The 22,325-nt window shown below is 59.6% G+C and carries 20 protein-coding genes and 2 rRNA genes (1 of these 22 running past the window's edge); 16 read left to right on the forward strand and 6 right to left on the reverse strand.

Translation table 11 applies throughout. From position 1 onward, the window contains the following. From HPTL_RS05340 to thrC, 3 genes are all read left to right on the forward strand, one after another. A 23S ribosomal RNA gene (locus HPTL_RS05340) occupies positions 1-1,886 on the forward strand (it extends 988 nt beyond the left edge of the window). A gap of 98 nt (positions 1,887-1,984) precedes the next feature. Further along, positions 1,985-2,099: ribosomal RNA gene (gene rrf / locus HPTL_RS05345) — 5S ribosomal RNA — on the forward strand. Positions 2,100-2,238: 139 nt separating this feature from the next. Beyond that, positions 2,239-3,684 carry a threonine synthase gene (gene thrC, locus HPTL_RS05350; protein ID WP_119335047.1) on the forward strand — a complete coding sequence of 482 codons (1,446 nt, stop codon included), beginning with the start codon at positions 2,239-2,241 and terminating at the stop codon, positions 3,682-3,684. Here the strand turns inward: thrC and nadC are convergent. Both nadC and HPTL_RS05360 read right to left on the reverse strand, forming a co-directional pair. Beyond that, positions 3,681-4,529 carry a carboxylating nicotinate-nucleotide diphosphorylase gene (gene nadC, locus HPTL_RS05355; protein WP_179949086.1) on the reverse strand — a complete coding sequence of 283 codons (849 nt, stop codon included), beginning with the start codon at positions 4,527-4,529 and terminating at the stop codon, positions 3,681-3,683. The genes thrC and nadC overlap by 4 nt on opposite strands. Further along, positions 4,526-5,440, reverse strand: coding sequence for an HDOD domain-containing protein (locus HPTL_RS05360; RefSeq protein ID WP_119335048.1), 915 nt, complete (start codon positions 5,438-5,440; stop codon positions 4,526-4,528). The genes nadC and HPTL_RS05360 overlap by 4 nt, the downstream gene beginning before the upstream one ends. A gap of 101 nt (positions 5,441-5,541) precedes the next feature. Between HPTL_RS05360 and HPTL_RS05365 the strand changes: the two genes are divergently transcribed. Genes HPTL_RS05365 through HPTL_RS05375 form a run of 3 tightly spaced genes read left to right on the forward strand, consistent with a single transcriptional unit; the run spans position 5,542 to position 9,020 of the window. Next, complete coding sequence (locus HPTL_RS05365; protein ID WP_145981791.1) at positions 5,542-5,898, forward strand: hypothetical protein; 357 nt, start codon at positions 5,542-5,544, stop codon at positions 5,896-5,898. A 6-nt stretch (positions 5,899-5,904) separates the two neighbouring features. Beyond that, positions 5,905-7,164: a sensor domain-containing diguanylate cyclase gene (locus HPTL_RS05370; protein WP_119335050.1), complete on the forward strand. Its 1,260-nt coding sequence runs from the start codon at positions 5,905-5,907 to the stop codon at positions 7,162-7,164. After that, entirely contained in the window at positions 7,161-9,020 is a 1,860-nt protein-coding gene (locus HPTL_RS05375; protein ID WP_119335051.1) for a M61 family metallopeptidase, read from the forward strand. The genes HPTL_RS05370 and HPTL_RS05375 overlap by 4 nt, the downstream gene beginning before the upstream one ends. On the opposite strand, the gene lexA is transcribed toward HPTL_RS05375, so the two are convergent. Then, complete coding sequence (gene lexA / locus HPTL_RS05380; RefSeq protein ID WP_119335052.1) at positions 8,966-9,652, reverse strand: transcriptional repressor LexA; 687 nt, start codon at positions 9,650-9,652, stop codon at positions 8,966-8,968. The two genes, HPTL_RS05375 and lexA, sit on opposite strands and share 55 nt — an antisense overlap. 55 nt (positions 9,653-9,707) lie before the next feature. Here lexA and HPTL_RS05385 point away from each other — a divergent pair, with 55 nt between their 5' ends. Continuing rightward, on the forward strand, positions 9,708-10,172 hold the full coding sequence (locus HPTL_RS05385; protein ID WP_119336095.1) for an FKBP-type peptidyl-prolyl cis-trans isomerase: 465 nt from the start codon (positions 9,708-9,710) through the stop codon (positions 10,170-10,172). A gap of 24 nt (positions 10,173-10,196) precedes the next feature. After that, positions 10,197-11,192, forward strand: coding sequence for a diguanylate cyclase domain-containing protein (locus tag HPTL_RS05390; RefSeq protein WP_119335053.1), 996 nt, complete (start codon positions 10,197-10,199; stop codon positions 11,190-11,192). On the opposite strand, the gene gloB is transcribed toward HPTL_RS05390, so the two are convergent. After that, positions 11,166-11,942 (reverse strand): hydroxyacylglutathione hydrolase, encoded by a 777-nt coding sequence (gene gloB / locus HPTL_RS05395; protein ID WP_119335054.1) that lies wholly within the window; start codon positions 11,940-11,942, stop codon positions 11,166-11,168. The genes HPTL_RS05390 and gloB overlap by 27 nt on opposite strands. On the opposite strand from gloB, the gene HPTL_RS05400 reads away from it, so the two are divergent. Genes HPTL_RS05400 through dnaQ form a run of 3 tightly spaced genes read left to right on the forward strand, consistent with a single transcriptional unit; the run spans position 11,941 to position 13,847 of the window. Then, positions 11,941-12,654 (forward strand): class I SAM-dependent methyltransferase, encoded by a 714-nt coding sequence (locus HPTL_RS05400; RefSeq protein WP_170141283.1) that lies wholly within the window; start codon positions 11,941-11,943, stop codon positions 12,652-12,654. The genes gloB and HPTL_RS05400 overlap by 2 nt on opposite strands. Continuing rightward, on the forward strand, positions 12,647-13,108 hold the full coding sequence (rnhA, locus tag HPTL_RS05405) for a ribonuclease HI (protein WP_119335055.1): 462 nt from the start codon (positions 12,647-12,649) through the stop codon (positions 13,106-13,108). The genes HPTL_RS05400 and rnhA overlap by 8 nt, the downstream gene beginning before the upstream one ends. A gap of 4 nt (positions 13,109-13,112) precedes the next feature. Continuing rightward, complete coding sequence (dnaQ, locus tag HPTL_RS05410; protein ID WP_119335056.1) at positions 13,113-13,847, forward strand: DNA polymerase III subunit epsilon; 735 nt, start codon at positions 13,113-13,115, stop codon at positions 13,845-13,847. Between the two features lie 2 nt (positions 13,848-13,849). Here the strand turns inward: dnaQ and mutS are convergent, their stop codons facing one another. Both mutS and HPTL_RS05420 read right to left on the reverse strand, forming a co-directional pair. After that, positions 13,850-16,501, reverse strand: coding sequence for a DNA mismatch repair protein MutS (mutS, locus tag HPTL_RS05415; RefSeq protein ID WP_119335057.1), 2,652 nt, complete (start codon positions 16,499-16,501; stop codon positions 13,850-13,852). Positions 16,502-16,730: 229 nt separating this feature from the next. After that, positions 16,731-17,534 carry an inositol monophosphatase family protein gene (locus tag HPTL_RS05420; RefSeq protein WP_119336097.1) on the reverse strand — a complete coding sequence of 268 codons (804 nt, stop codon included), beginning with the start codon at positions 17,532-17,534 and terminating at the stop codon, positions 16,731-16,733. A 67-nt stretch (positions 17,535-17,601) separates the two neighbouring features. Here HPTL_RS05420 and HPTL_RS05425 point away from each other — a divergent pair, with 67 nt between their 5' ends. The 5 genes from HPTL_RS05425 to sufB all read left to right on the forward strand — a co-directional run bounded on the left by HPTL_RS05425 (position 17,602) and on the right by sufB (position 22,304). Further along, positions 17,602-18,366 (forward strand): RNA methyltransferase, encoded by a 765-nt coding sequence (locus HPTL_RS05425; RefSeq protein WP_119335058.1) that lies wholly within the window; start codon positions 17,602-17,604, stop codon positions 18,364-18,366. A gap of 31 nt (positions 18,367-18,397) precedes the next feature. Continuing rightward, entirely contained in the window at positions 18,398-19,186 is a 789-nt protein-coding gene (gene cysE, locus HPTL_RS05430; protein ID WP_119335059.1) for a serine O-acetyltransferase, read from the forward strand. A 71-nt stretch (positions 19,187-19,257) separates the two neighbouring features. Beyond that, on the forward strand, positions 19,258-19,686 hold the full coding sequence (locus HPTL_RS05435; RefSeq protein ID WP_119335060.1) for an Rrf2 family transcriptional regulator: 429 nt from the start codon (positions 19,258-19,260) through the stop codon (positions 19,684-19,686). Beyond that, positions 19,683-20,837, forward strand: a complete 1,155-nt coding sequence (locus tag HPTL_RS05440; protein ID WP_119335061.1) for a cysteine desulfurase family protein — start codon at positions 19,683-19,685, stop codon at positions 20,835-20,837. The genes HPTL_RS05435 and HPTL_RS05440 overlap by 4 nt, the downstream gene beginning before the upstream one ends. Positions 20,838-20,855: 18 nt before the next feature. Then, positions 20,856-22,304 carry a Fe-S cluster assembly protein SufB gene (gene sufB, locus HPTL_RS05445; protein ID WP_119335062.1) on the forward strand — a complete coding sequence of 483 codons (1,449 nt, stop codon included), beginning with the start codon at positions 20,856-20,858 and terminating at the stop codon, positions 22,302-22,304. Positions 22,305-22,325: the final 21 nt, after the last annotated feature.

The following is a 22,325-nucleotide window of genomic DNA, read 5'->3' on the forward strand; positions in this document are numbered from 1 at the left end:
CTAAGGCCCCCAATGCGTGGCTAAGTGGGAAACGAAGTGGGAAGGCTAAGACAGCTAGGAGGTTGGCTTAGAAGCAGCCACCCTTTAAAGAAAGCGTAATAGCTCACTAGTCGAGTCGTCCTGCGCGGAAGATGTAACGGGGCTCAAGCCACGAGCCGAAGCTGCGGATGCACACAGCAATGTGTGCGTGGTAGGGGAGCGTTCGGTAAGCCTGCGAAGGCGTGTCGAGAGGCACGCTGGAGGTATCCGAAGTGCGAATGCTGACATGAGTAGCGATAAAAGGGGTGAAAAGCCCCTTCGCCGAAAGCCCAAGGTTTCCGACGCAACGTTCATCGGCGTCGGGTTAGTCGGCCCCTAAGGCGAGGCCGAAAGGCGTAGTCGATGGGAAACGGGTCAATATTCCCGTACCACCTTGCAATGCGATGGGGGGACGAAGAAGGGTAGCGCCGCCAGGTGTTGGACGTCCTGGTCTAAGCCGGTAGTCAGGCTGGGTAGGCAAATCCGCCCGGCAACGACGAGAGGTGACGGGGCGAAGAGCTTCGGTTCTTCGCCAGGCGCGATCCCAAGCTTCCAGGAAAAGCCTCTAAGCTTCAGTTGCAAGGTGACCGTACCGCAAACCGACACAGGTGGGCTGGTGTCAAAGCACCAAGGCGCTTGAGAGAACCCAGCAGAAGGAACTCGGCAAATTGACACCGTAACTTCGGGAGAAGGTGTGCCCCTGAGCGTGTAAGGGCTTGCCCCTGAAGCGCTTGGGGGTCGCAGAGAATCGGGGGCTGCGACTGTTTACTAAAAACACAGCACTCTGCAAAGACGAAAGTCGACGTATAGGGTGTGACGCCTGCCCGGTGCCGGAAGGTTAAGTGATGGGGTGCAAGCTCCTGATCGAAGCCCCGGTAAACGGCGGCCGTAACTATAACGGTCCTAAGGTAGCGAAATTCCTTGTCGGGTAAGTTCCGACCTGCACGAATGGCGTAACGGTGGCCCCACTGTCTCCTGCTGGGACTCAGCGAAATTGAAGTGGTTGTGAAGATGCAATCTACCCGCGGCTAGACGGAAAGACCCCATGAACCTTTACTGCAGCTTTGCATTGGACTTTGATGTGGCCTGTGTAGGATAGGTGGGAGGCAAAGAAGCCGAGGCGCCAGCTTCGGTGGAGCCGTCCTTGAAATACCACCCTGGCCCCATCGAGGTTCTAACCGCGGTGGGTGCATCCCCACCCGGGACCGTGCATGGCAGGCAGTTTGACTGGGGCGGTCTCCTCCCAAAAGGTAACGGAGGAGCACGAAGGTACGCTTGGCGCGGTCGGAAATCGCGCTGTACGTGCAAGGGCATAAGCGTGCTTGACTGCAAGGCCCACAAGCCGAGCAGGTGCGAAAGCAGGTCCTAGTGATCCGGTGGTCCCGCATGGAAGGGCCATCGCTCAACGGATAAAAGGTACTCTGGGGATAACAGGCTGATACCGCCCAAGAGTTCACATCGACGGCGGTGTTTGGCACCTCGATGTCGGCTCATCTCATCCTGGGGCTGTAGTCGGTCCCAAGGGTATGGCTGTTCGCCATTTAAAGAGGTACGTGAGCTGGGTTTAAAACGTCGTGAGACAGTTTGGTCCCTATCTGCCGTGGGCGTAGGAAGTTTGAGGGGAGCTGCTCCTAGTACGAGAGGACCGGAGTGGACGCACCTCTGGTGTACCGGTTGTCACGCCAGTGGCACCGCCGGGTAGCTAAGTGCGGAAGAGATAAGCGCTGAAAGCATCTAAGCGCGAAACTCGCCCCAAGATAAGACTTCCCGATCAGGGCCGTGGAAGACCACCACGTTGATAGGCGGCATGTGTAAGCGCTGCAAGGCGTTGAGCTGAGCCGTACTAATTGCCCGACCGGCTTGATCCTATGGCCGTAACGCCACATAAACCCACACAGACATCACCCAAAACGCACCCCCTACCTAAAACCCACACGCCGTTCCAAAGCGTCACACCAGCTTCGAGTCTGACGACCATAGCGCCTTGGCACCACGCCTTCCCATCCCGAACAGGACCGTGAAACAAGGCAGCGCCGATGATACTGAGGAACACTCCTCGGGAAAGTAGGTCATCGTCAGACTCAACCCAACAACCCAAACCAGTCAAACCCAAACACCAAACGCCCATCCCAAAAGATGGGCGCTTGACGTTTACGCTTCGTGGGCCGGAAAGCCTTCACGTATAATTCATCGCGGTTTTCTTTTTGTTGTGAGGGGCTCGTGCACTACCTATCGACACGTGGTCAAGCACCACAACGACGATTTACCGATATTCTTCTCGAAGGGCTTGCCAGCGACGGTGGCCTTTACGTTCCGGAGTACTATCCGCAATTTTCCCTTGCGGCGCTCGAGCAGATGGCTGTAATGCCGTATGCGGAGTTGGCCTATACCATCCTATCGGCATTTGCGCCCGAAATTCCTTCCGATGATTTGGCGAAACTCGTTTTGGAAACCTATCACGCAGCGCGCTATCCCTATGCGCGGGAATCGGTGCGTGCTGCCCGTGTTGCGCCGCTGACTTGGTTGGAGCCCGGGCGCTTCGGGATTCTCGAGCTTTCGAATGGCCCGACCCTTGCGTTCAAGGATATGGCGATGCAGCTGTTGGGCGCGCTGTTCGAATATGTTCTGACCCAACGCGACACCTATCTCAATATTTTGGGTGCAACCTCCGGTGATACTGGTTCCGCCGCGGAACATGCAATGCGAGGGCGTGCACGCATCCGCGTCTTCATGCTTTCGCCGGCGGGGCGGATGAGCCCGTTTCAACGGGCACAGATGTATAGCCTCCAGGATGAAAACATCCACAACATTGCGATTCGCGGCGCGTTCGACGATGCGCAGGATGTGGTCAAGGCGCTGGGTGCGGATCAGGCATTCAAGTCCCAATACCGTTTGGGCGCGGTCAATTCGATCAACTGGGCACGTATTGCGGCACAGGTGGTCTATTATTTTGCCGGTTACTTCCAGGCTGTCGGTCGCGTCGGCGATCCCATGAGTTTTGCCGTTCCCAGCGGCAATTTTGGCAATATTCTGGCCGGTCATATCGCCCGGATGATGGGGTTGCCGATTGCACAACTCATTTTGGCGACAAACGAAAACAACGTTCTGGACGAATTTTTCCGCACTGGCGTTTATCGCCCCCGCCGATCGGACGAGACTTTTGTCACTTCGAGCCCGTCGATGGACATTTCGAAAGCGTCTAATTTCGAACGGTTCGTTTTCGATCTGGTCGGGCGCGATTCCCAAGCACTCACAACATTGTGGCGTCAATTGGCGGAAAAAGGGGCGTTCGATCTTAAAACGACCCCGTATTGGGCGACGAGCGGCCGCTTCGGATTTGTCTCTGGTGCCAACAGCCACGAAGGGCGTGTGGCAACGATCCGCTCGATCTGGAAGCGCTACCGTGTATTGATCGATCCGCACACAGCAGATGGGGTTCGCGTCGCGCAGCAGGTGGCCGATTCCCGCTATCCCGTCGTCGTTCTCGAAACCGCACAACCGGCGAAGTTTGCTGATACGATTCAAGAGGCGGTGGGTTTTGCGCCGCCACGGCCAGCGCCGTTCGAAGGGATCGAAGCGGCGCCGCAGCGAGTGACCGAGTTGCCTGCCGACGCGCAGGCGGTGCGGCGCTATATCGAAGCGCATGCACTGAGGGGACGCGACTAAATTTCGACGTGACGCAATGAGAAATCGATCGCGCGGATGTCTTTGGTCAGACGGCCGATCGAGATGCGATGGACACCGGTTGCGGCAATCTGACGGACGCGTTCGAGATCGACGCCGCCCGACGCTTCGAGCTCCGCGCGGTCTTGCGTGATACGGACCGCTTCTGCCATCTCTTCGAGCGACATGTTGTCGAGCAAAATCATTTTCGCGCCGCAGGCAAGCGCCTCATGAAGTTGCGCGAGCGTTTCTACTTCGATCTGAATGAAGACGTTCGACGGGGCGATTCTCTGAGCCGCTTCCAACGCTTGACGAATACCGCCTGCTGCGATGATGTGGTTTTCTTTGATGAGGATGCCATCATAGAGGCCAATGCGGTGGTTGGTGCCGCCACCTACCTGCACGGCATATTTTTGTGCAAGCCGTAACCCTGGTATGGTTTTGCGCGTATCGACGATTTTTGCCGCGGTGCCTTCCACAGCGCGGCAATAGCGGTGGACTTGCGTGGCGACGCCAGAGAGGAGCTGTAAAAAGTTGAGTGCGGTCCGTTCGGCGGTCAGCAGTGTGCGGGCCCGCGATTCGATTTCGCACACAGGCTGGTTGGGTTCGACACTTTCCCCTTCGCGAACGAACCATAGGATCATCGCTTCGGGTTCGAGCAGCCGAAAGGCGGTTTCGAACCACGCTTGGCCGCAGAGGATCGCGGGTTCACGACTGATCAACCGCCCGCGCGCCTCTTTGTCCGGATCGATCAGTTTTGCGGTCAGGTCGCCCGATCCGATGTCTTCGGTGAGTGCGGCAGCCACGTTGCGCGCGATTTCGGCTTTGAGGGTGTCTGGGTCGATCATTGCGTTTCGTTTCCTTTCGTCGGATGGTCTTTCGATTCGGATGTGGGCGGTACGGGTACGCCAAAGCGGGGCCAAACTTCGTAGGGTGCGTCCAAGCGGCGTAAGAGCAATTCGCGATTGAGATGCACCAGTTGTTCGATCGCTTCGATATCGGCTTCCAGTTTGGGGTGTTGCCAGCCTTTTCGGCCGAGGTGCCGCGCAAGTCGTGTTGCCAACAGTACGGTCCGCGTGCGCGGGTTTTCCGCGTTTTGGGGGTTCATCAGTTCTTTCAGTATGGTGGGCAGGTTGAAGCGAGCGATGGCCGCGTCGCGAAGTTCGAGATCGGTGGTGTTGAACACTTTGCGTTGCAGCACCTCGATCGGGTGGTCGGGGAAGCGCTTGCGTAGCGACAGCATCAAGAACATCAATTTGGGGGCAAAGAGCCAGAGGAGAATCTCGTTGATTTCATAAAGAAGCGCTGCAACGGTTACCTCTTCGGCATTGATGTCGCGGCGGAGTACGGCCCAATCGTGCGCATAATGCGCGGCTTTTCGCGCTCGAGCGACGCGGGAGAGTAGCCATTTGAGCGCGACCGGTTGATCGGCAAGGGCGGATTCTACTGTAGGAAGCGCGTGAATTTGGTGCAAAAAGGGTTGGATCCCGAGCATCATCAGCGCGCTGGTGATCGATGTGAGTTCTCGCGTTTCCCCTTTTTTGCTTTGTTGGAGCTGGACCAACGTGCGCAAGGTGAGGATGGGATCACCGATGACGACCTCGGCCAATTGGTGTAAGTTGATTTCGGTGGCGTGAGTCGCTTCCTCGTCGATCTTGCGTTTCGACTGGCGCAAAAGGGGCAACGTCGGGATTTGACCGCGGAACCAATCTGCCCAGCTTGCCGCGTCGGCAAGCGGTTCTTCGATGCGGGGCGTCATCACGGTTCTCCATCACTTGGATAGCGACCATTATCGCAAAAATTCTGATGAGGATGGGATTCCGGGTAAAATGCGTTGAGCAGAGGTTCACCTAAGGGGCGATGATGGTGCTTTCTGAGTGGCAGAACGATGTGGCGCTGTTGGAACATGCGATTGCCGCCAAATTGATCGCGTTAGGGGTCAACTGGGAGGATGGCGCGGCACTTCACCGCTTGGCACGGGAGATTTTTCATTGTCAGGATCGCGAAACGTTGCACCGTTGTCTCTATTCCACCAAACTGCAGGAACGGGTTTTGGCCGAGTTGGTTGGGCTGAGTCAGTTGATGTTGCACCTCATGGCGCATAGTGCCCAAGAGGGGGTTGAGCTGCACGCTGGCCCCATTTGGAAGGCGTTCGCCCGGGCGTTGTATCAGGAAGGGGAGGCAATGGGGGTATTGTCGGTTTCCCCTCGCAGTTAGTGTTCTATGATGGAGCCGACTTTCGAACGCGCTTTTTGGGCACTGGCTGCAGCGGATCTGGCGCTTTGGCAGCTCGACTTTCCTACCGAACGCGCTATGCTCGACGAGCGCTGGGCGCAATGGGTGGGTTTACCTGCGCAAAAGGGGGAGGGCATTACCCTGACTTTTGCGGCGTGGCGGGCGCGCGTCCATCCTATCGATTGGCCTCGAGTGCGCAAGAGCTTGATCGCGCTCGTCAAAGGGACGAGTGACTATTACTGCGAACGTTATCGAATTCGCACCGAACGCGGCGGGTGGTGTTGGTTGGAGGACCGCGGACGCATCACGCAGCGTGACGAACAAACGGGTCGCGCGCGCATCGGGATCGGCGTTTGTCGCAATGTCACCGATGAGATGGAGCAAGCCGCGTGGAAGGAGCTTCTTTCCGAGGCGGTGATTCGTTCTCCAGTGGCTACGGTGATTTGTGATGCCGAAGATCGGATCATTTGGGTGAATCCGGCTGCCGAGCAGTTGTTTGCACGCCAAGCTGCAGATTTGTTTGGGCAATTTATTCATCGCTTCCTCGAAACTGGTGCCGCAACTACAGGGGAGAAACGTGGGGCGCTGGTTGCGGTTCACACGCAAGACGGTACGACGAGATGGGTGGAGCGCATCGTGACCCCGTTTACGTCGTCGTTGTCGCACGAGCGTTTTTCCGTCTATGTGCTGCATGACATTACGGAGCGCATTGCGCTCGAGCAGCAGTTGCGTCAGTTGGCTTTGACCGACGTGCTCACAGGACTTCCGAACCGCCGTGCGTTCATGGAGCGGGCAGAGGCGCTGTTTGCGCGAATCGTGCGCAGCGCTTTTCACGAGCGTGCGGCGGTGGCGCTGATCGATCTCGACCATTTCAAACGGATCAACGACACCTTCGGCCACAGCGCTGGCGATGCGGTGTTGCGCGATTTCGCCGATCTGTTACGGGCCAATTTTCGCACGATGGATGAGGTGGGACGTTTGGGAGGAGAGGAGTTCGGTGTCGTGATGCCCTTGGTCGTTCTGCACGATCGCCCGACAAGCGCGTTCGAGCGGCTGTTGCGCGAGGTTCGTCTGCGTCGCGTGACGTTTTCTGGTCATCACATTCAGTACACCTGTAGCATTGGTGTCACAGAGGTGGGTCCGTCGGATCGTGCGTTCGACGACGTATTGGCCCGGGCCGATCGGGCGCTCTATCAGGCAAAAGCGGAAGGGCGTAACCGTTTGATTTGGCTGGCAGCGGACGAATGACGAAGATCCACTATCACGTTTCCTTTCCCAACCCAGACGATCATCTGATCCATGTGTCGCTCAGATTTACCGTAACGCGCAGTGGCACGGTTTCGCTGTCGTTGCCGGTCTGGATTCCTGGCTCCTACCTGGTCCGTGAGTTTGCCCGTCATCTGAGCGCCCTTTCTGTGACGGTGACGTCGAAAACAGGTAGCGTACGCCATGGATTCGCTGAAAAGGTAGCCAAAAACCGCTGGTCGATCACCCGTTTGGCTGCGGGCGATCTCGTTACCGTCCGCTATACCGTATGGGCGTACGATCTTTCGGTGCGTGAGGCGTTTTTGAGCGGTGACCGTGCGTTGCTCAACGGTACCAGTCTTTTCGTCGTCCCTGAGTCGTGTCTGGAGGAGCCGTGCCGTCTCACAGTCGAAGCGGTGGCTTCGCACCCTGATTGGTCGGTGGCGACGACTTTGCAACCGGAGGCGGTCGATGCGCGGGGTTTCGGTACGTACACGGCGCGGAATTACCACGAATTGGTCGATACGCCGGTGACCATTGGGCATATGGACCGAATCGGCTTCACGGTAGCGGGTGTTGCGCACGAGGTGGTCTGCACCGGCGCGTCGTTGCGCTTCGACGCAGCTCGACTCCTTGCCGATCTGAAGCGAATTTGTCAAACGCAGGCCGATTTTTTCGGTACCGTCCCTTTTTCGCGCTATCTTTTTCACCTCCATCTTACCGACGACGGGTATGGTGGACTGGAACACCGCGCCAGTTCGGTTTTGCTGGCCGTGCGCACTGATTTGCCCTGGCCGGGCATGACGGAACCGCATTCGGATTACCTCAAGCTCCTTGGGTTGTTCAGCCATGAGTATTTCCATGCATGGGTGGTGAAGCGGTTGCGTCCGCGGACGTACCTCAGGTACGACTATTTTCGCGAACAGCCGACGCACTTGCTCTGGCTTTTCGAGGGATGGACCGCCTATTACGACAACCTCTTTTTGCGCCGTGCCGGCGTCATCGACGAAACGGCTTACCTGCGTCTGTTGTCGGACGATCTGACGCGTGTGCTAAACAATCCGGGTAACCAGGTACAACCGCTTGCTGAGGCGTCGTTCGACGCTTGGATCAAGCTCTATCGCCCCCATGCGCACAGCGCAAGCCTTTTTGCGAATTACTATACGTTGGGTGCGATCGTAGCTTGTGCGCTCGATTGGCAATTGCGCCTTCGCGGGAGTTCGCTCGACGCGGTGCTGCTTGAGTTGTGGCACCGATACGGTCGGAACGAGCAGGGCGTTTCCCAACGTGAGATCTTTGCTGCGGTAGCGCACCATGGCGGGCCGCGGTTAGCGCGCTGGCTTGCGCAGCAGGTTGCAACCGCACAGTCCGAGCCCCTCACGGAGCTTATCCATCGCATGGGGCTTGACGTCGAGATCGAACGCGATACGCTGCCGGACCTGGGGGTGCGCTGGGACGAGCGCGAGCGCAACGCGGGGCGTCTGCTGGTCGCGCAGGTCCTTGCGGGGGGTGCTGGCGAACGGGCTGGGTTGGCGCCGCGCGATGAGGTGATCGCGTTGGAGCGCGTTCGAGTCACGCCAAGTCATTGGGAGCCACTGCTGCGACGCTACCGCCCAGGGGAGACGGTTCTACTCCATTTTTTCCGCGAAGGTGTGTTGCGCGAATGCCGCGTGACACTCGGCGAACCTGCGGTCAAAGCGGTTCGGTTGTCGATGCGGCAGCGGCTTAGCCCTTCAGTTGCGGCACGTCGCACCGCTTGGTTGTCCGCACGAGCAACAGGAAGCGACGCTAGCGACCGCCGGAATCAGGAAAGTGACGGCCGAATGACGCCGACCACGACCCCTTCGAGCGCGAATTGATGGTGTGTCGGGTCGATGCGGATCGGGGCGTAATCGGGATTTTCCGGGTGCAGTTCGATCGTTTCGGGAGCGCGGCGAACCAGACGTTTGACGGTAACCTCGTCGTCGATACGTGCGACGACGATCGCCCCTGACGGCGCTTCCGGGGTTTGCCGGACGGCGACGAGGTCGCCGGGGAGGATCCCCGCATGGATCATACTGTCACCGACCACGCGCAACAGGTAGTCGGCGCGGGGACGAAACGCGGTAGGTGCGATGGGGTGGTACGCTTCGATATGGGGTGTCGCAAGGATCGGGGCGCCGGCAGCTACCTTACCGATCACGGGCAACCCGGTTTCACCGTGGGTGTTCGCTGCTTCGCACGCTGCGGGTGAAGCAGTACCCCCGCGTTCGGAGTTCAGCACCGCGTCTGCGGCAACCAGAAGACGAATCCCGCGGGCGCAACCACGGTCGATAGCGATCAACCCTTTTTCAGCCAGTGCGTGCAAATGGCACTGCGCCGCATTGGGCGAGCGAAAGCCGAATGCCGCACACAGTTCCTGCCGTGTAGGCGGTCGCCCGTGTTCGCTGTGAAAGCGGGTGAGAAAGCGTAGGATCGCCTCTTGCCGCGGAGTGAGAAACGCTCGGCTCATGTTGGTAATTGTAGCAGAGCTGATACAATCGTTCGAATGGTTTGGGAGAAAAGCGATGCGGGTAACGAAAGATACGGTGGTCACCCTCAAATATCGGGTGCTCGATACCGACGGGAATGTGATCGACGACGGAAAGGAGCCGTTGGTCTATTTGCACGGTGGTTATGGCGGCATCTTTCCCCGGCTGGAGGAGTTGATCCACGACAAAGCCGTTGGCGAGAAATTCACGGTGAAATTGCAACCCGAAGAGGCGTTCGGTGATTATGACGAAAACCTGGTCTTGGTGGAAGATGCTTCGCTTTTCCCAGAAAACATCGAAGTGGGGATGGCATTCGAGCGGGTCACCGAAGCGGGTGAAGAAGATGTGATCTATCGGATTACCGATATCGCCGAAGGCAAGGTGGTGATCGACGGTAACCATCCCCTTGCCGGGCAGGCGCTGGTCTTCGAAGTCGAGATTGCGGCGGTGCGCCCCGCCACTGCAGAAGAGCGCGCGCACGGCCATCCGCACGAAGGCTAAGGACGCCCGCCAGAGGGGGAGGAGATGAAGGTTCTGGTGGTGGAGGATACGGCAACGACCGCAGCGGTGCTGGTCCGTCATCTCGAGGCGCTCGGTTTTGACGCGATTGTTGCCAAAAACGGGGAAGACGGGGTGGATGCGTTCGTCCGCGAGCGCCCCGATATCGTGCTCCTCGATATCCTGTTGCCGGGAATCGACGGGATCGAGGTGGCGCGCCGGATTCGCGCGCAGGAGCGCGACGGGGAGTGGACCCCGGTGATCTATCTGTCGGCGAAAAACGACGACGCTGCGATCGAAGCGGGGCTCTCTGCAGGCGGCGACGACTACCTGACGAAACCGATCTCTCCGGTTGTGCTCACCGCGAAATTACGTGCGATGCAGCGCTTGGCGCAAGCGCAAAAAAGCCTGCTGCTTTTGACGCAGCGGCTCGACGAGGCGAATCGCCGTTTGCAAGAAATGGTTCATGTCGATGGGCTCACCGGGGTGGCGAACCGGCGCGCGTTCGACGCGCGGCTTTCCGAGGAGTGGCGACGCTGCGCGCGGCTCGAAAAACCGCTGACATTGCTGCTTTTCGATATCGATTACTTCAAACGGTACAACGATTCACGGGGTCATTTGGGCGGCGACGATGCGTTGAAACGGGTCGCACAGGCGCTCTCGGGTGCGTTGCAGCGTCCTGGGGACCTTTTGGCACGGTATGGCGGGGAGGAGTTCGCTGCGGTGTTACCCGAGGTCGACGACGAAGGGGGCAAAATCGTAGCCGAGCGGATGCGGGCTGCGGTGGCCGCGCTTCGTATTCCGCACCCCGATTCCCCGATTGGGCGGTCGATCACGGTATCGGTCGGCGGCGCGAGCGCGTTGCCCGGGAAAACCGCTAGAGTCGATTCACCTGCGGTCTTGCTTGACCTTGCGGATCGTGCGCTCTATCGTGCCAAAGCGGCAGGACGCAACCGCGCCGTGGTGTTACCCGCCGCAATGCTCACTGAACCAGACTCAGAAGCGGTCGCGCCAGGCGCGTAGGAGCCGAAAGCGTTCGAGCGGCGTCGTCGCTATCGTGCCGAAGTGTTCGGACAACCGCTCGCCAATCGTTTTGCGCTCGACTCGGAAGAACGGATTGACCGCTTTTTCCCGTCCGATCGTCGAAGGGAGCGTCGGTTTGTTTGCTGCGCGCCGCGATTCGCACCACGCGCGATAGTCGCGAATCGCATCGTTGTCGGGTTCGACGCATTCGGCAAAAGCCAAGTTTTTCAAGGTATATTCGTGGGCGCTACAGACTGCGGTGTCATCCGGCAGGGCTTTGAGGCGTTCGAGCGACGCGAAAAGTTGCTCGGCCGTGCCTTCGAAGAGGCGACCGCACCCCGCGGAAAAGAGGGTGTCGCCGCAAAAGAGCCATCCGTTGCCATAATAGGCGATGTGCCCGCGGGTGTGCCCAGGCACCGCGATCACGGTGAATGCGATCGGCAAATCGCCCGGCGAATCGATGACTTCGTCACCGTGTAGCGGCATGTCGCAGCGTGGTAAAGGTTCGTTTGCCGGGCCGAAAATCGTCGCTCCCGTCTCCTTGGCCAATTCGACTGCGCCGCCAGTGTGGTCGGCGTGGTGGTGGGTGATCAATATCGCTTTCAGCGTCACGTTTCGTTCCGCCAACCAGCGGCGTACCGGTTGCGCGTCGCCCGGGTCGACCGCGAGTGCGCTTCGACCGTCATGTACAATCCAGACATAGTTGTCGGTAAATGCCGGAATGGGGACCAGTTGCAGATCGTGTGCCATGGATGAATCTCCTCAAGCGCAATTGGCGCAGTGGTTTGCGTCGCCGCCTGGCGTACGGGTCTGTGAATGGCTCCAGGCTCAGTTGCCTACGTTTTTGACCGATGCAGTGGGATTTTACGCGATTCAGCTGGGGCCGTTGCCGTTCGACGCGCTGGCGTTGTGCCGCGTGCGTTGGGGGTGGTGTGTCGCACCAGCGGGGGCGGCGGTATGCGCCGAGTACGAACAACTGCCGTTTGCCAGCGATTCGCTCGATTGTGTCCTGGCACCGTTCGTCTGGTCGGTGGCGCACGATCCTTTCGCGGTTTTGCGTGAGATCGATCGCGTGTTGGTTCCCGAAGGGCGGCTCTATTGGGTAGCGTTCAATCCCTGGTCCCCGTGGCGCTTGAGTGGGTGGTTGCCGCCGTTGCCGACGGTTTCGGTGCACCGCTTGCGCGACCACCTGCGGGTGTTGGGTTTCGAAACGCGGTTGGGGCGCTTCGGTGTCTATCTCCCACGGGCGCGGCACGCGCGTTGGGCGCAGCGCTGGGAATGGGCCGGGGATCGCTGGTTTCCTGCGCTGGGTTCGGTCTATCTCGTCGAAGCGATCAAGCGGGTGGCCGGTGTGCGTCTGATCGAACCCAATTGGCGGCAAAAGCTGCAGCTACGCGCGACACGCCTGGCGGCTCGGCGCCCCGTTTCGACCTTCAACCAGACGGGAGCACGTGATGGATGATTCCGTGATCATCTATACCGATGGTGCCTGCTCCGGTAACCCGGGGCCGGGTGGGTGGGGTGCTGTGTTGCGTTGGCGCGGGGTCGAGCGGCAACTCTCAGGGAGCGAGGCGCATACCACCAACAACCGAATGGAGTTGCAGGCGGTGATCGCCGCGCTCGAAGCGCTCAAACGCCCCGTTCCGGTGACGCTCTATACCGATAGCCAGTACGTGCAGAAAGGGGTCACCGAATGGTTACCGCGCTGGAAAGCGCGGCAGTGGCGTACGGCTTCGGGCCATACTGTAGCCAATCGCGATCTTTGGGAGCGGCTCGACCAGTTGGCAGCACAACTGCCGATCACCTGGTGCTGGGTCAAGGGACACGACGGCAACGAGGGAAACGAGTTGGCGGATTGGTTGGCGCGTCAAGCGATCGCGGCAATGCAAAAAGGCAAAACGGACGATAGAGGGTGAGGAAATGCAGCGCATCGTGACGTTGGACACGGAAACGACCGGGCTCGATTGGAAGCGCGGTGACCGGGTGATCGAGATCGGCGCGGTCGAGATCGTTGGTCGCCAGCTCACGGGGCGCCATTTCCACGAATACCTCAATCCGGAGCGGGAGATCGACGCCGGTGCGATTGCGGTCCATGGGATTACCGCCGAGTTCCTCGCGGACAAACCGAAGTTTGCGGAAGTTGCGCCCGCTTTACTCGACTTTTTGCGCGATGCGGTGGTGGTGATTCACAACGCATCGTTCGATTTGGGTTTCCTCAACGCCGAACTGCGGCGTGTGGGGTTGGAGATCACGGTCGAGACGGTTGCCGCCGAGATCGTCGATACCCTCAAGCTGGCGAAGACGAACGACCCGACGAAGCGTGCGTCACTCGACGCGTTGTGCGAACGCTACGGAATCGACAATCAGCACCGGACGCTACACGGCGCGCTCTTGGACGCAGAGCTCTTGGCCGAAGTCTATCTGGCGATGACACGGGGCCAAGAGTCGCTTTTGATCGATGCGATCGGTGGCGCGCTAGGAGGGGCGTGTGCCGTACCGCAGTGGCAGCGCCCTGCAACTCTGGCCATTGCCAGAGTGACCGTCGCACCCGACGAGTTGGCGGCGCATGAAGCGATCCTCGATGAGATCGACAAGGCGAGTAACGGTCAAACCGTGTGGCGTGCCCAATCGACACCCGTCGTCCCCGCTTCCTAACGTCAGAAATGGGGCTGTTGGGTAAGGGATAGGAGCTCGTGGAGACGCTCGAGCAGGTCCACGACTTCGGCAAGCGGGAGCGTTTTCGGGTCTTTCTCGGCCAACGGTAGGAGCCACTCCGGCCATTCCAGGGTTGGTTGCCTAGTGGGTGCGTGGCTGGTTTCGTGTGCGGTCGCGTCGCTCGTGTCAAAAAGCGAAAGCTGCCCCGGCGGCCCGTGGTGGCGTTGCCGCTCCATTGCTGCAAGCACGCGGCGCGCTGTGGTAAGCGCCTCACGGGGAACTCCGGCCAGTGCCGCGACGTGTAGTCCGTAGCTCTGGCTGGCAGGGCCTTCGCGCACTTCGTGCAAAAAGACGATTCGCTCACCATATTCAGCAGCAGCCACGTGGACGTTGGCGCACGCCGAGAGGGCTTCGGACAATTCCGTCAGTTCGAAGTAGTGGGTGGAAAAGAGCGTGAGGGAACGGTTCTTTTCATGCAGGTGCCAAGCGATCGCGTGCGCGAGCGCCATGCCGTCGAACGTCGACGTGCCACGCCCCACTTCGTCCATCAAAACGAGGCTGTTGGGTCCGGCATGGCGCAAGATGTACGCCGCTTCACTCATTTCGACCATGAAGGTGGAACGCCCCGATGCGAGATCGTCTGAGGCGCCGATGCGGGTGTAGATCGCGTCGATGGGACCGATCGTCGCCGCTTTCGCAGGGACGAAACTGCCGATGTGCGCAAGGAGCGTTGCGAGCGCAACGGCACGCATATAGGTCGATTTTCCCCCCATATTGGGGCCGGTGATCAGAAGCAGGCGGCGCGTTTCACTGTCCAACTCGAGGTCGTTGGGGATGAAGCGGTCGACTTGCCGTTCGACCACCGGATGGCGAAGCGATTCGAACGAAAGCGTGGGGGTGTCCACAAAGGTCGGCGGATGCCAATCGAAGGTTTCCGCAGCGTGGGCAAGCGAAAGCAGCGCGTCGAGCTCTGCAAGAGCCGCAGCGGCTTTTTGCAGCGCGGGCACGAACGGTTTGAGCCAGTCGATCAGCGACGCGTAGAGTGTCCGTTCACGCGCCAATGCCTGTTCTTCCGCGGCGAGTGCGCGCTCTTCGAACGCTTTCAGTTCCGGAGTAATGAAGCGTTCGGCGTTCTTGAGCGTCTGCCGCCGCCGGTACGATGGAGGGACTTTGTCGAGGTGGCTTTTGCTGACCTCGATGTAGTAGCCGTGGACTTGGTTGTATTCCACTTTCAGGTTGGGAATGCCGGTGCGTTCCCGTTCCTGGGCTTCCAACGCCAGCAAAAAGGCTCCACTGTCGGCACGCAACGCGCGCAGTTCGTCGAGTTCTGCGTCGTACCCCGGTGCGAAGATGCCGCCATCGCGCGCAAGGAGCGGCGGGTCGGCAACGAGCGCGGCATTCAGTTTCGCGACGAGTTCGTTGGGTAGTGGCAGCGCTTCGAGGGTGCGCGCAAAGATCGGGTCGGCCTCAGCAGCGGGAAGGAGCGCAACGAGGTGCGCGACTGGCTCAGCTGCGTCCCGCACCGCGGCGAGTTCTTTCGGCCGAACGGATCCCAGCGCGATGCGTGTGGCAATCCGCTCCAGGTCGGCAATCCGCCGCAGGCTTTCATTCGCCTTTTGTCGCAGTTGCGTATTGTTGCGCCAAAACGCGATCAGCGCCTGTCGTCGTAAGATTTCATTGCGGTCGCGCAATGGGTGGTGCAGCGCGTGACGCAGCCAGCGGCACCCCATCGCGGTTTGGGTGAAATCCAGCGTCGACAGCAGGGTTGGTGACGCCTCGCCCCGTAACGTCTCGGTCAATTCCAAATTGCGGCGCGTGGTGGGGTCGAGCGCGACGTACTGCTCCGTGGTTTCTCGCGCCAAGGTCGTGATGTGCAGCAACGCCGTTTTCTGGGTTTCCGCGACATAAGCGAGGGCCACCCCCGCCGCGGTGATCGCGAGCGGGGTTTCTGCAAGTGAGAAACCAAACGCGGCAAGGTCGGCGACGCCGAAATGTTCCGTCAAAGTAGCGAACGCGCGCGTGACGTGGAATCGCCACGGGGGAAGGGGGCGGACGGCAGTCGCCGGGGTGACGGGCAGTGTGCAATCGTCGGGGAACAACAATTCGGCGGGTTGCAGGCGTTCAAGGTGCGATTCCAGGGTCGCTTCCGAAGATTCGAACGCAGCGAATCGCCCGGAAGAGAGGGTAAGCACTGCAACCCCCCAACGGGATCGGTTGCGCCCTTTTCCTGGCGCGAGCGCGACCACCGGAGCGTCGCGCCGTTCGTCGAGCAAACCGGCCTCGGTCAAGGTTCCAGCGGTGACGATCCGAGTGACCGCACGGGTCATTGGCCCTTTGCCTTTCGGATCTCCGAACTGTTCGGCGATTGCGACGACGTAGCCGGCACGAACCAGACGCACCAGATAGTTTTCGAGCGCATGATAGGGAATGCCGGCCATCGGGATCGGTTCCCCTGCCGACTGACCCCGTGTCGTCAAGGTGAGATCGAGTACGCGTGCAGCGGTTGCGGCGTCCTCGTAGAAGAGCTCGTAGAAATCCCCCATGCGAAAGAGGAGCAGCGCATCCGGATGCTGCGCCTTGAGTTCGAGGTACTGCCGCATCATCGGCGTGTGTGCTGCCAATGGGGCGTCAGGACGCTTTGGCGCGGTGTTCATGGGTGAAAAAATCCCCAGTTGGCAACTCGGGTGCTTGTGCGGTGCCCGCCATGCGAACTAGCGGCCTGATCCCATGCGACTTTTTCTAAGTTATTGATTTTTATAGATTTCATAATGTGGTCAAAATTGATGCGATCTGTTCGTTGCCGCTTGCTTTCGCCTTTTGTTCGCGTTTTCGGCAAATGTTCCACAAAATTATCCACAGTTTTTGTGGACAGCGAAACCTTCCTCAGGAGCGGTGGGCAAGTTGTTTCTGGATCTCCGCAACGAGCGCCGCGAAGATCTTGGGGTTGCCCGCGACGATCGCCCCAGTTTCCAGAAAATGTTCGGTGCCTTGCCAATCGGTCACAAAACCGCCGGCCTCCTGAACGATCAGCGCTCCAGCCGCGATGTCCCACGGGCTGAGCCCGGATTCGAAGAAACCGTCGTAACGGCCGCACGCCACGTAGCAAAGATCGAGCGACGCTGCGCCCGGTCGGCGCAATCCTGCAGTTTTGCGCATCAAAGCTTTAAAGATGGCCAAATAGGTGTCGAGATCCTGTCCTTGTCGAAACGGGAAACCGGTGCCGATCAGCGCGTCGCTCAAGCGGTCAAGCCGGCTGACCCGGATGCGCCGCTCGTTGAGGTAGGCGCCGCTACCGCGCGAGGCGCAGAAGAGTTCGTTGCGGCTCGGATCGAACACGACCGCGTGTTCGAGCACGCCATGGCGACGCACCGCGATCGAGATCGCGAACTGCGGCAAGCCGTGGATGAAATTGGTAGTCCCGTCCAGCGGATCGATGATCCATTCGTTGCCTTTCGATTCCGCTCCGGAAGCGCCCGACTCCTCCGCCAAGATGCGGTCGTCCGGGAATACTTCGCGAATCGTTTCGATGATCGCGGTTTCGGCAGCGCGATCGATCTCGGTGACGAAGTCGTTCTGTGCTTTGCGTTCGATGGTCAACCGCTCCAGTTGCAAAGCGGCACGGTTGATGATTTGTGCCGCGCGGCGCGCGGCTTTGATCGCGATGTTGAGCGTCGGGTGAACGATCATGGGTGTGGCGTCCTTCTCGAAAAGCGTGAGACAATCACGGTGCAGAAACAAAAGGGGATTTTAGCAGGTGCGCGATCGCGTCGATTTCGTTCTGGTTCGACCCCAACACCCTGGCAATATCGGCGCCGCGGCGCGTGCGCTCAAAACGATGGGTTTCTCCCGATTGGTTTTGGTGGCGCCGCTCGCGGATCCGTGCGATCCCACGGCCATTGCGCGGGCAAGTGGCGCAACTGACCTTTTGGCTCAGGCACGGGTAGTCGATACGTTGGACGCAGCGCTTGCCGATACGGTGTTTGCGGCGGCATTCACGGCGCGTTCGCGCGAATACGTGGTCGATTTTCGGACGCCAGAGACACTCTCCCAAGAGGTGCGCGCCCTCTTGGAGGACAACCCAGCGGTGCGCGTCGCACTGGTTTTCGGCAACGAAGCCAACGGGCTGCGCAACGACGAAGTCTGGCGCTGTTCCGTACCGGTGGCGATTCCGGCAAATCCCGAATATTCCTCGCTCAATCTCGCAGCGGCGGTGCAAATTGCCGCCTATGTGCTGGCGCAAAGGCTATCGGATGCTGACGGCGCGCGTTCACTCCCGGTTGCCGTAGTGCCCGATCCCGATACGGTACCGTGCACCCTGGCCGAAATCGAGGGGGTTGTTGCCCATTTCTTGGAAGTTGCCGCCGCGATCGATTTTTATGATCCGAAAACACCCAAAAGACTCGAAGCGCGGCTGCGGCGCTGGTTGCAGCGTTCGCGCCTGGAGCGCGCCGAAGCCAACATCCTGCGTGGTTTTTTGAAAGCGTGTGCGCGCAGGCTGAACGAAAATCAGACGGTATAATTGACTGTTTTGGTCAACATTTGAGTGGGCGATGAGCTGGATCGACCGGATTCGTGAAGACATCGAAGCGATTTTGCAACGGGACCCTGCTGCCCGAACGCGTTGGGAGGTGCTTACCTGTTATCCCGGTTTGCATGCGGTGTGGATCCATCGGCTGGCGCATGCACTGTGGCAACGCAACTGGCGCTGGCTGGCGCGTTTTCTCAGCCACCTTTCGCGGTGGCTCACAGGGATCGAGATCCACCCTGGCGCGAAGATCGGCCGACGCGTCTTCATCGATCACGGGATGGGGGTAGTGATCGGCGAAACCGCGGAAGTGGGCGACGATTGTACGATCTACCAGGGCGCTACACTCGGGGGGACGAGTCTCTACCGCGGAGCGAAACGCCATCCGACGCTCGAGCGCGGTGTGGTGGTCGGTGCTGGCGCAAAGGTCTTGGGCGGGTTCACCGTCGGGGAAGGCGCAAAAATCGGCTCGAACGCCGTGGTGGTCAAACCGGTACCGGCAGGAGCGACCGCGGTGGGCAACCCGGCGCGGATCATTATGCCCAACGGTCGGGACGAGCGCTCTTGCGAACAAGAGGAGGCGCGGCGCCGAAAAGCCGAGGAGATCGGCTTTACCGCATACGGTGTGACGCGCGACCTCGACGATCCCTTGGTAAAAGCTTTGCACGCGATGCTCGATCATATGATCGAGTCAGACCACCGGTTCGAACGGTTGCTGAACCACCTGGCTGAAGCCGGCATCCGCTTGGATGAAAAAGCGTTCGTTGCCGATCGCGACTTCGATCCTCAACAAGTCAGTCGATGGATGGGGTAAGGAACAATTCTTGACTTTTTTAGTCAATTATTGTACGGTATCCCCATTGAGCAAACAGGGATTGACCCATCATGAAACTAACGACCAAAGGGCGTTTTGCTGTGAGTGCGATGGTCGATCTGGCGCAACAGCAAGGGGAAGGGCCCGTGCCGCTTGCAACGATCGCCGAACGACAGGAAATTTCGCTCTCTTATCTGGAGCAACTCTTTGCGCGGTTGCGCCGCGCCGGGCTGGTGACGAGTGCGCGGGGGCCAGGCGGCGGCTATCGATTGGCGCGTTCGATGGACGAAATTTCGATCGCGGAAATCGTCGATGCGGTCGACGAGGGGATCGATACCACCCGTTGCGGTGGGAAAGCAAACTGTCTGAACGATCACATCTGTTCCACCCACCACCTGTGGGAAAACCTCAACGTCAAGATCGCGGAATATCTTTCTTCGGTGTCGTTGGGTCAGGTGGTGCGTGGTGAGATCACACCGATCCGACGTGTGGAGAAATGAGCGTTACCTATCTCGACTGGAACGCATCGGCGCCGTTAAACCCTGCTGCCGAGGCGGTTATTGCCGAATGGTTCGCAGAAAAGCGGTATGGTAACGCTTCGAGTCGGCACCGCTTTGGGGAAGCGATTCGCGCAGCGATCGAAGCAGCGCGCCACCGCGTCGCCGAAACGCTTGGTGTGATGCCCAATCAGGTGGTGTTCACAAGTGGCGGTTCGGAAGCCAACAACGCGTTTCTCAAAGGGGTGGCTTGGGCGCGACCGGAACCCGGGCTGATTGCGGTGAGCGCGGTCGAACACCCGTGCGTGCGTGAACCGGCGAAGCAATTGCAGCGGTTGGGTTGGTGCGTAGCGACGATTCCCGTCGACGCCGAAGGCCGAATCGACGAAAAGGGTTGGCAATCGATTTTGGCGCAACGGCCTGCGTTGGTTTCGGTGATGTTGGCGAACAACGAAAGCGGCGTGATCCAACCGGTTGCAGAACTGGCACAAGAAGCGCGTGCCGCAGGGGCGATCGTCCATTGCGATGCCGTGCAGGCATGGGGCAAACTGCCGGTGGACTTCGCGGCGCTTGGGGTCGATGCCCTCACGCTCTCCGGCCACAAGATCGGTGCGCCGATTGGCGTCGGGGTGCTCGTTTTCGACCGCCGCATCGAATGGGCTCCGCTTATTGCCGGTGGGGGACAGGAATCGGGTTGGCGCTCGGGCACGGAAAATGGACTGGCGATCGCCGCGTTGGGCGCGGTGGCTCCTGTGGTTGTTTCCGCGCAGCGCGTGTGGGCGGCACATGCACGGGCGTTGCAACAGCAACTCGAAACCGGCTTACTGGCGCGCGGTGCCACCATCTTTTCCGCAGGGGCCGAGCGGTTACCGAATACCACCTTCTTTGCGTTCCCAGGAGAGGTGGGCGAAAGTTGGGTGATCGAGCTCGACCGCGAAGGGTTTGCGGTCGCAAGCGGCTCCGCTTGCTCCAGTGCGCATCCAGGTGCTTCGCATACGCTACGCGCGATGGGTGTTGCAGAGGCAATTGCGCGCGCGGCGGTGCGGGTGAGCACCGGTCCTACCACGCAAGCAGAGGACATTGCACGTTTGCTTGCGGCGATTGACCGCATTCGAGAGCGCCATCGCCAGGCCGTTGCCGCGGTGGCGTGGTGATACCAGAAGGAGTGTGCGATGACGAGCACAAATGACGTAGCGGCGTTGGTCGCTCGTGAGTACAAATACGGGTTCGAAACGGCGATCGAAGAAGAGGTTTTCCCGCCCGGGCTCGACGAAGCGGTGATTCGGCGGCTTTCGGCGCGCAAAGGTGAACCCGAGTTTCTGCTCGAATGGCGGCTCAACGCGTTTCGCCTCTGGCAAGAGATGGAAGAGCCGCACCATTGGGCCCACGTCGAATACCCACCGATCGATTACCAAGCGATCTCATACTTCGCGGCCCCCAAACTGGGAAAAGATCGGCCCAAGAGCCTCGACGAAGTCGACCCGAAATTGCTGGAAACGTACGAAAAATTGGGCGTGCCTCTGCACGAACGGGCGCGTCTGGCTGGCGTCGCCGTAGACGCGGTGTTCGACAGCGTTTCGGTCGCAACGACCTACCGCGAAAAGCTTGCAGAACTCGGCATCATCTTTTGCTCGTTTTCGGAAGCGGTTCGGGAACATCCGGAACTGGTGCAGAAGTACTTGGGTTCGGTCGTCCCGCCCGGTGACAACTTCTTTGCGGCACTCAATTCCGCGGTCTTTTCCGACGGTTCGTTCGTCTATATCCCGAAAGGGGTGCGGTGCCCGATGGAGCTTTCCACCTATTTTCGGATCAACGCGAGCGACACGGGGCAATTCGAGCGCACATTGATCATCGCCGACGAGGGGAGCTATGTCAGCTACCTCGAAGGGTGTACGGCGCCGATGCGCGACGAAAATCAATTGCACGCTGCGGTGGTCGAATTGATCGCGCTCGAAGGGGCAGAGATCAAATATTCGACGGTACAGAACTGGTACCCTGGCGACGAAGAGGGGCGCGGGGGCATCTACAACTTCGTCACCAAACGGGGCGAATGCCGCGGCGCACGCAGCAAAATTTCGTGGATCCAGGTCGAAGCCGGTTCGGCGATCACGTGGAAATACCCAAGCTGCATCTTGCGCGGCGACGATTCGGTCGGCGAGTTCTATTCGGTGGCGGTGGGTAACCACCGGCAGCAGATCGACAGCGGTACGAAGATGATCCACATCGGCAAACGCACCCGCAGTACCATCATCTCCAAAGGGATCAGCGCGGGCAAGGCTCAAAACTCCTACCGTGGACTCGTCAAGGTGTTGCCCACTGCCGAAGGGGCGCGCAACTACACGCAATGCGATTCGCTGTTGATCGGCGGCGAATGCGGTGCCCATACCTACCCGTACATCGAGGTGGCGAACCCTTCCGCACAGGTCGAGCATGAAGCCACGACGTCGAAAATCGCCGAAGATCAGATCTTCTACCTGCAGCAGCGGGGGCTTTCAGAAGAAGACGCGGTCAACCTCGTGGTGAATGGGTTTTGTAAAGAGGTGTTCAACAATCTGCCGATGGAATTTGCGGTCGAGGCCGAAGCGCTGATGCAGGTCAGCCTGGAAGGCGCGGTCGGCTGAACGGAACGGATGGGAGTGATA

Source organism: Hydrogenophilus thermoluteolus, from assembly GCF_003574215.1.
Taxonomy (GTDB): Bacteria; Pseudomonadota; Gammaproteobacteria; order Burkholderiales; family Rhodocyclaceae; genus Hydrogenophilus; species Hydrogenophilus thermoluteolus.

Bases quoted from the DNA above. Each gene is read 5' to 3' on its own strand.
- nadC (WP_179949086.1), bottom strand. From the start codon at position 4,529: ATGATCGACCCAGACACCCTCAAAGCCGAAATCGCGCGCAACGTGGCT.
- HPTL_RS05360 (WP_119335048.1), bottom strand. From the start codon at position 5,440: ATGACGCCCCGCATCGAAGAACCGCTTGCCGACGCGGCAAGCTGGGCA.
- HPTL_RS05365 (WP_145981791.1), top strand. From the start codon at position 5,542: ATGATGGTGCTTTCTGAGTGGCAGAACGATGTGGCGCTGTTGGAACAT.
- HPTL_RS05370 (WP_119335050.1), top strand. From the start codon at position 5,905: ATGATGGAGCCGACTTTCGAACGCGCTTTTTGGGCACTGGCTGCAGCG.
- HPTL_RS05375 (WP_119335051.1), top strand. From the start codon at position 7,161: ATGACGAAGATCCACTATCACGTTTCCTTTCCCAACCCAGACGATCAT.
- lexA (WP_119335052.1), bottom strand. From the start codon at position 9,652: ATGAGCCGAGCGTTTCTCACTCCGCGGCAAGAGGCGATCCTACGCTTT.
- HPTL_RS05385 (WP_119336095.1), top strand. From the start codon at position 9,708: ATGCGGGTAACGAAAGATACGGTGGTCACCCTCAAATATCGGGTGCTC.
- HPTL_RS05390 (WP_119335053.1), top strand. From the start codon at position 10,197: ATGAAGGTTCTGGTGGTGGAGGATACGGCAACGACCGCAGCGGTGCTG.
- HPTL_RS05400 (WP_170141283.1), top strand. From the start codon at position 11,941: ATGGATGAATCTCCTCAAGCGCAATTGGCGCAGTGGTTTGCGTCGCCG.
- gloB (WP_119335054.1), bottom strand. From the start codon at position 11,942: ATGGCACACGATCTGCAACTGGTCCCCATTCCGGCATTTACCGACAAC.
- rnhA (WP_119335055.1), top strand. From the start codon at position 12,647: ATGGATGATTCCGTGATCATCTATACCGATGGTGCCTGCTCCGGTAAC.
- dnaQ (WP_119335056.1), top strand. From the start codon at position 13,113: ATGCAGCGCATCGTGACGTTGGACACGGAAACGACCGGGCTCGATTGG.
- mutS (WP_119335057.1), bottom strand. From the start codon at position 16,501: ATGAACACCGCGCCAAAGCGTCCTGACGCCCCATTGGCAGCACACACG.
- HPTL_RS05420 (WP_119336097.1), bottom strand. From the start codon at position 17,534: ATGATCGTTCACCCGACGCTCAACATCGCGATCAAAGCCGCGCGCCGC.
- cysE (WP_119335059.1), top strand. From the start codon at position 18,398: ATGAGCTGGATCGACCGGATTCGTGAAGACATCGAAGCGATTTTGCAA.
- HPTL_RS05435 (WP_119335060.1), top strand. From the start codon at position 19,258: ATGAAACTAACGACCAAAGGGCGTTTTGCTGTGAGTGCGATGGTCGAT.
- HPTL_RS05440 (WP_119335061.1), top strand. From the start codon at position 19,683: ATGAGCGTTACCTATCTCGACTGGAACGCATCGGCGCCGTTAAACCCT.
- sufB (WP_119335062.1), top strand. From the start codon at position 20,856: ATGACGAGCACAAATGACGTAGCGGCGTTGGTCGCTCGTGAGTACAAA.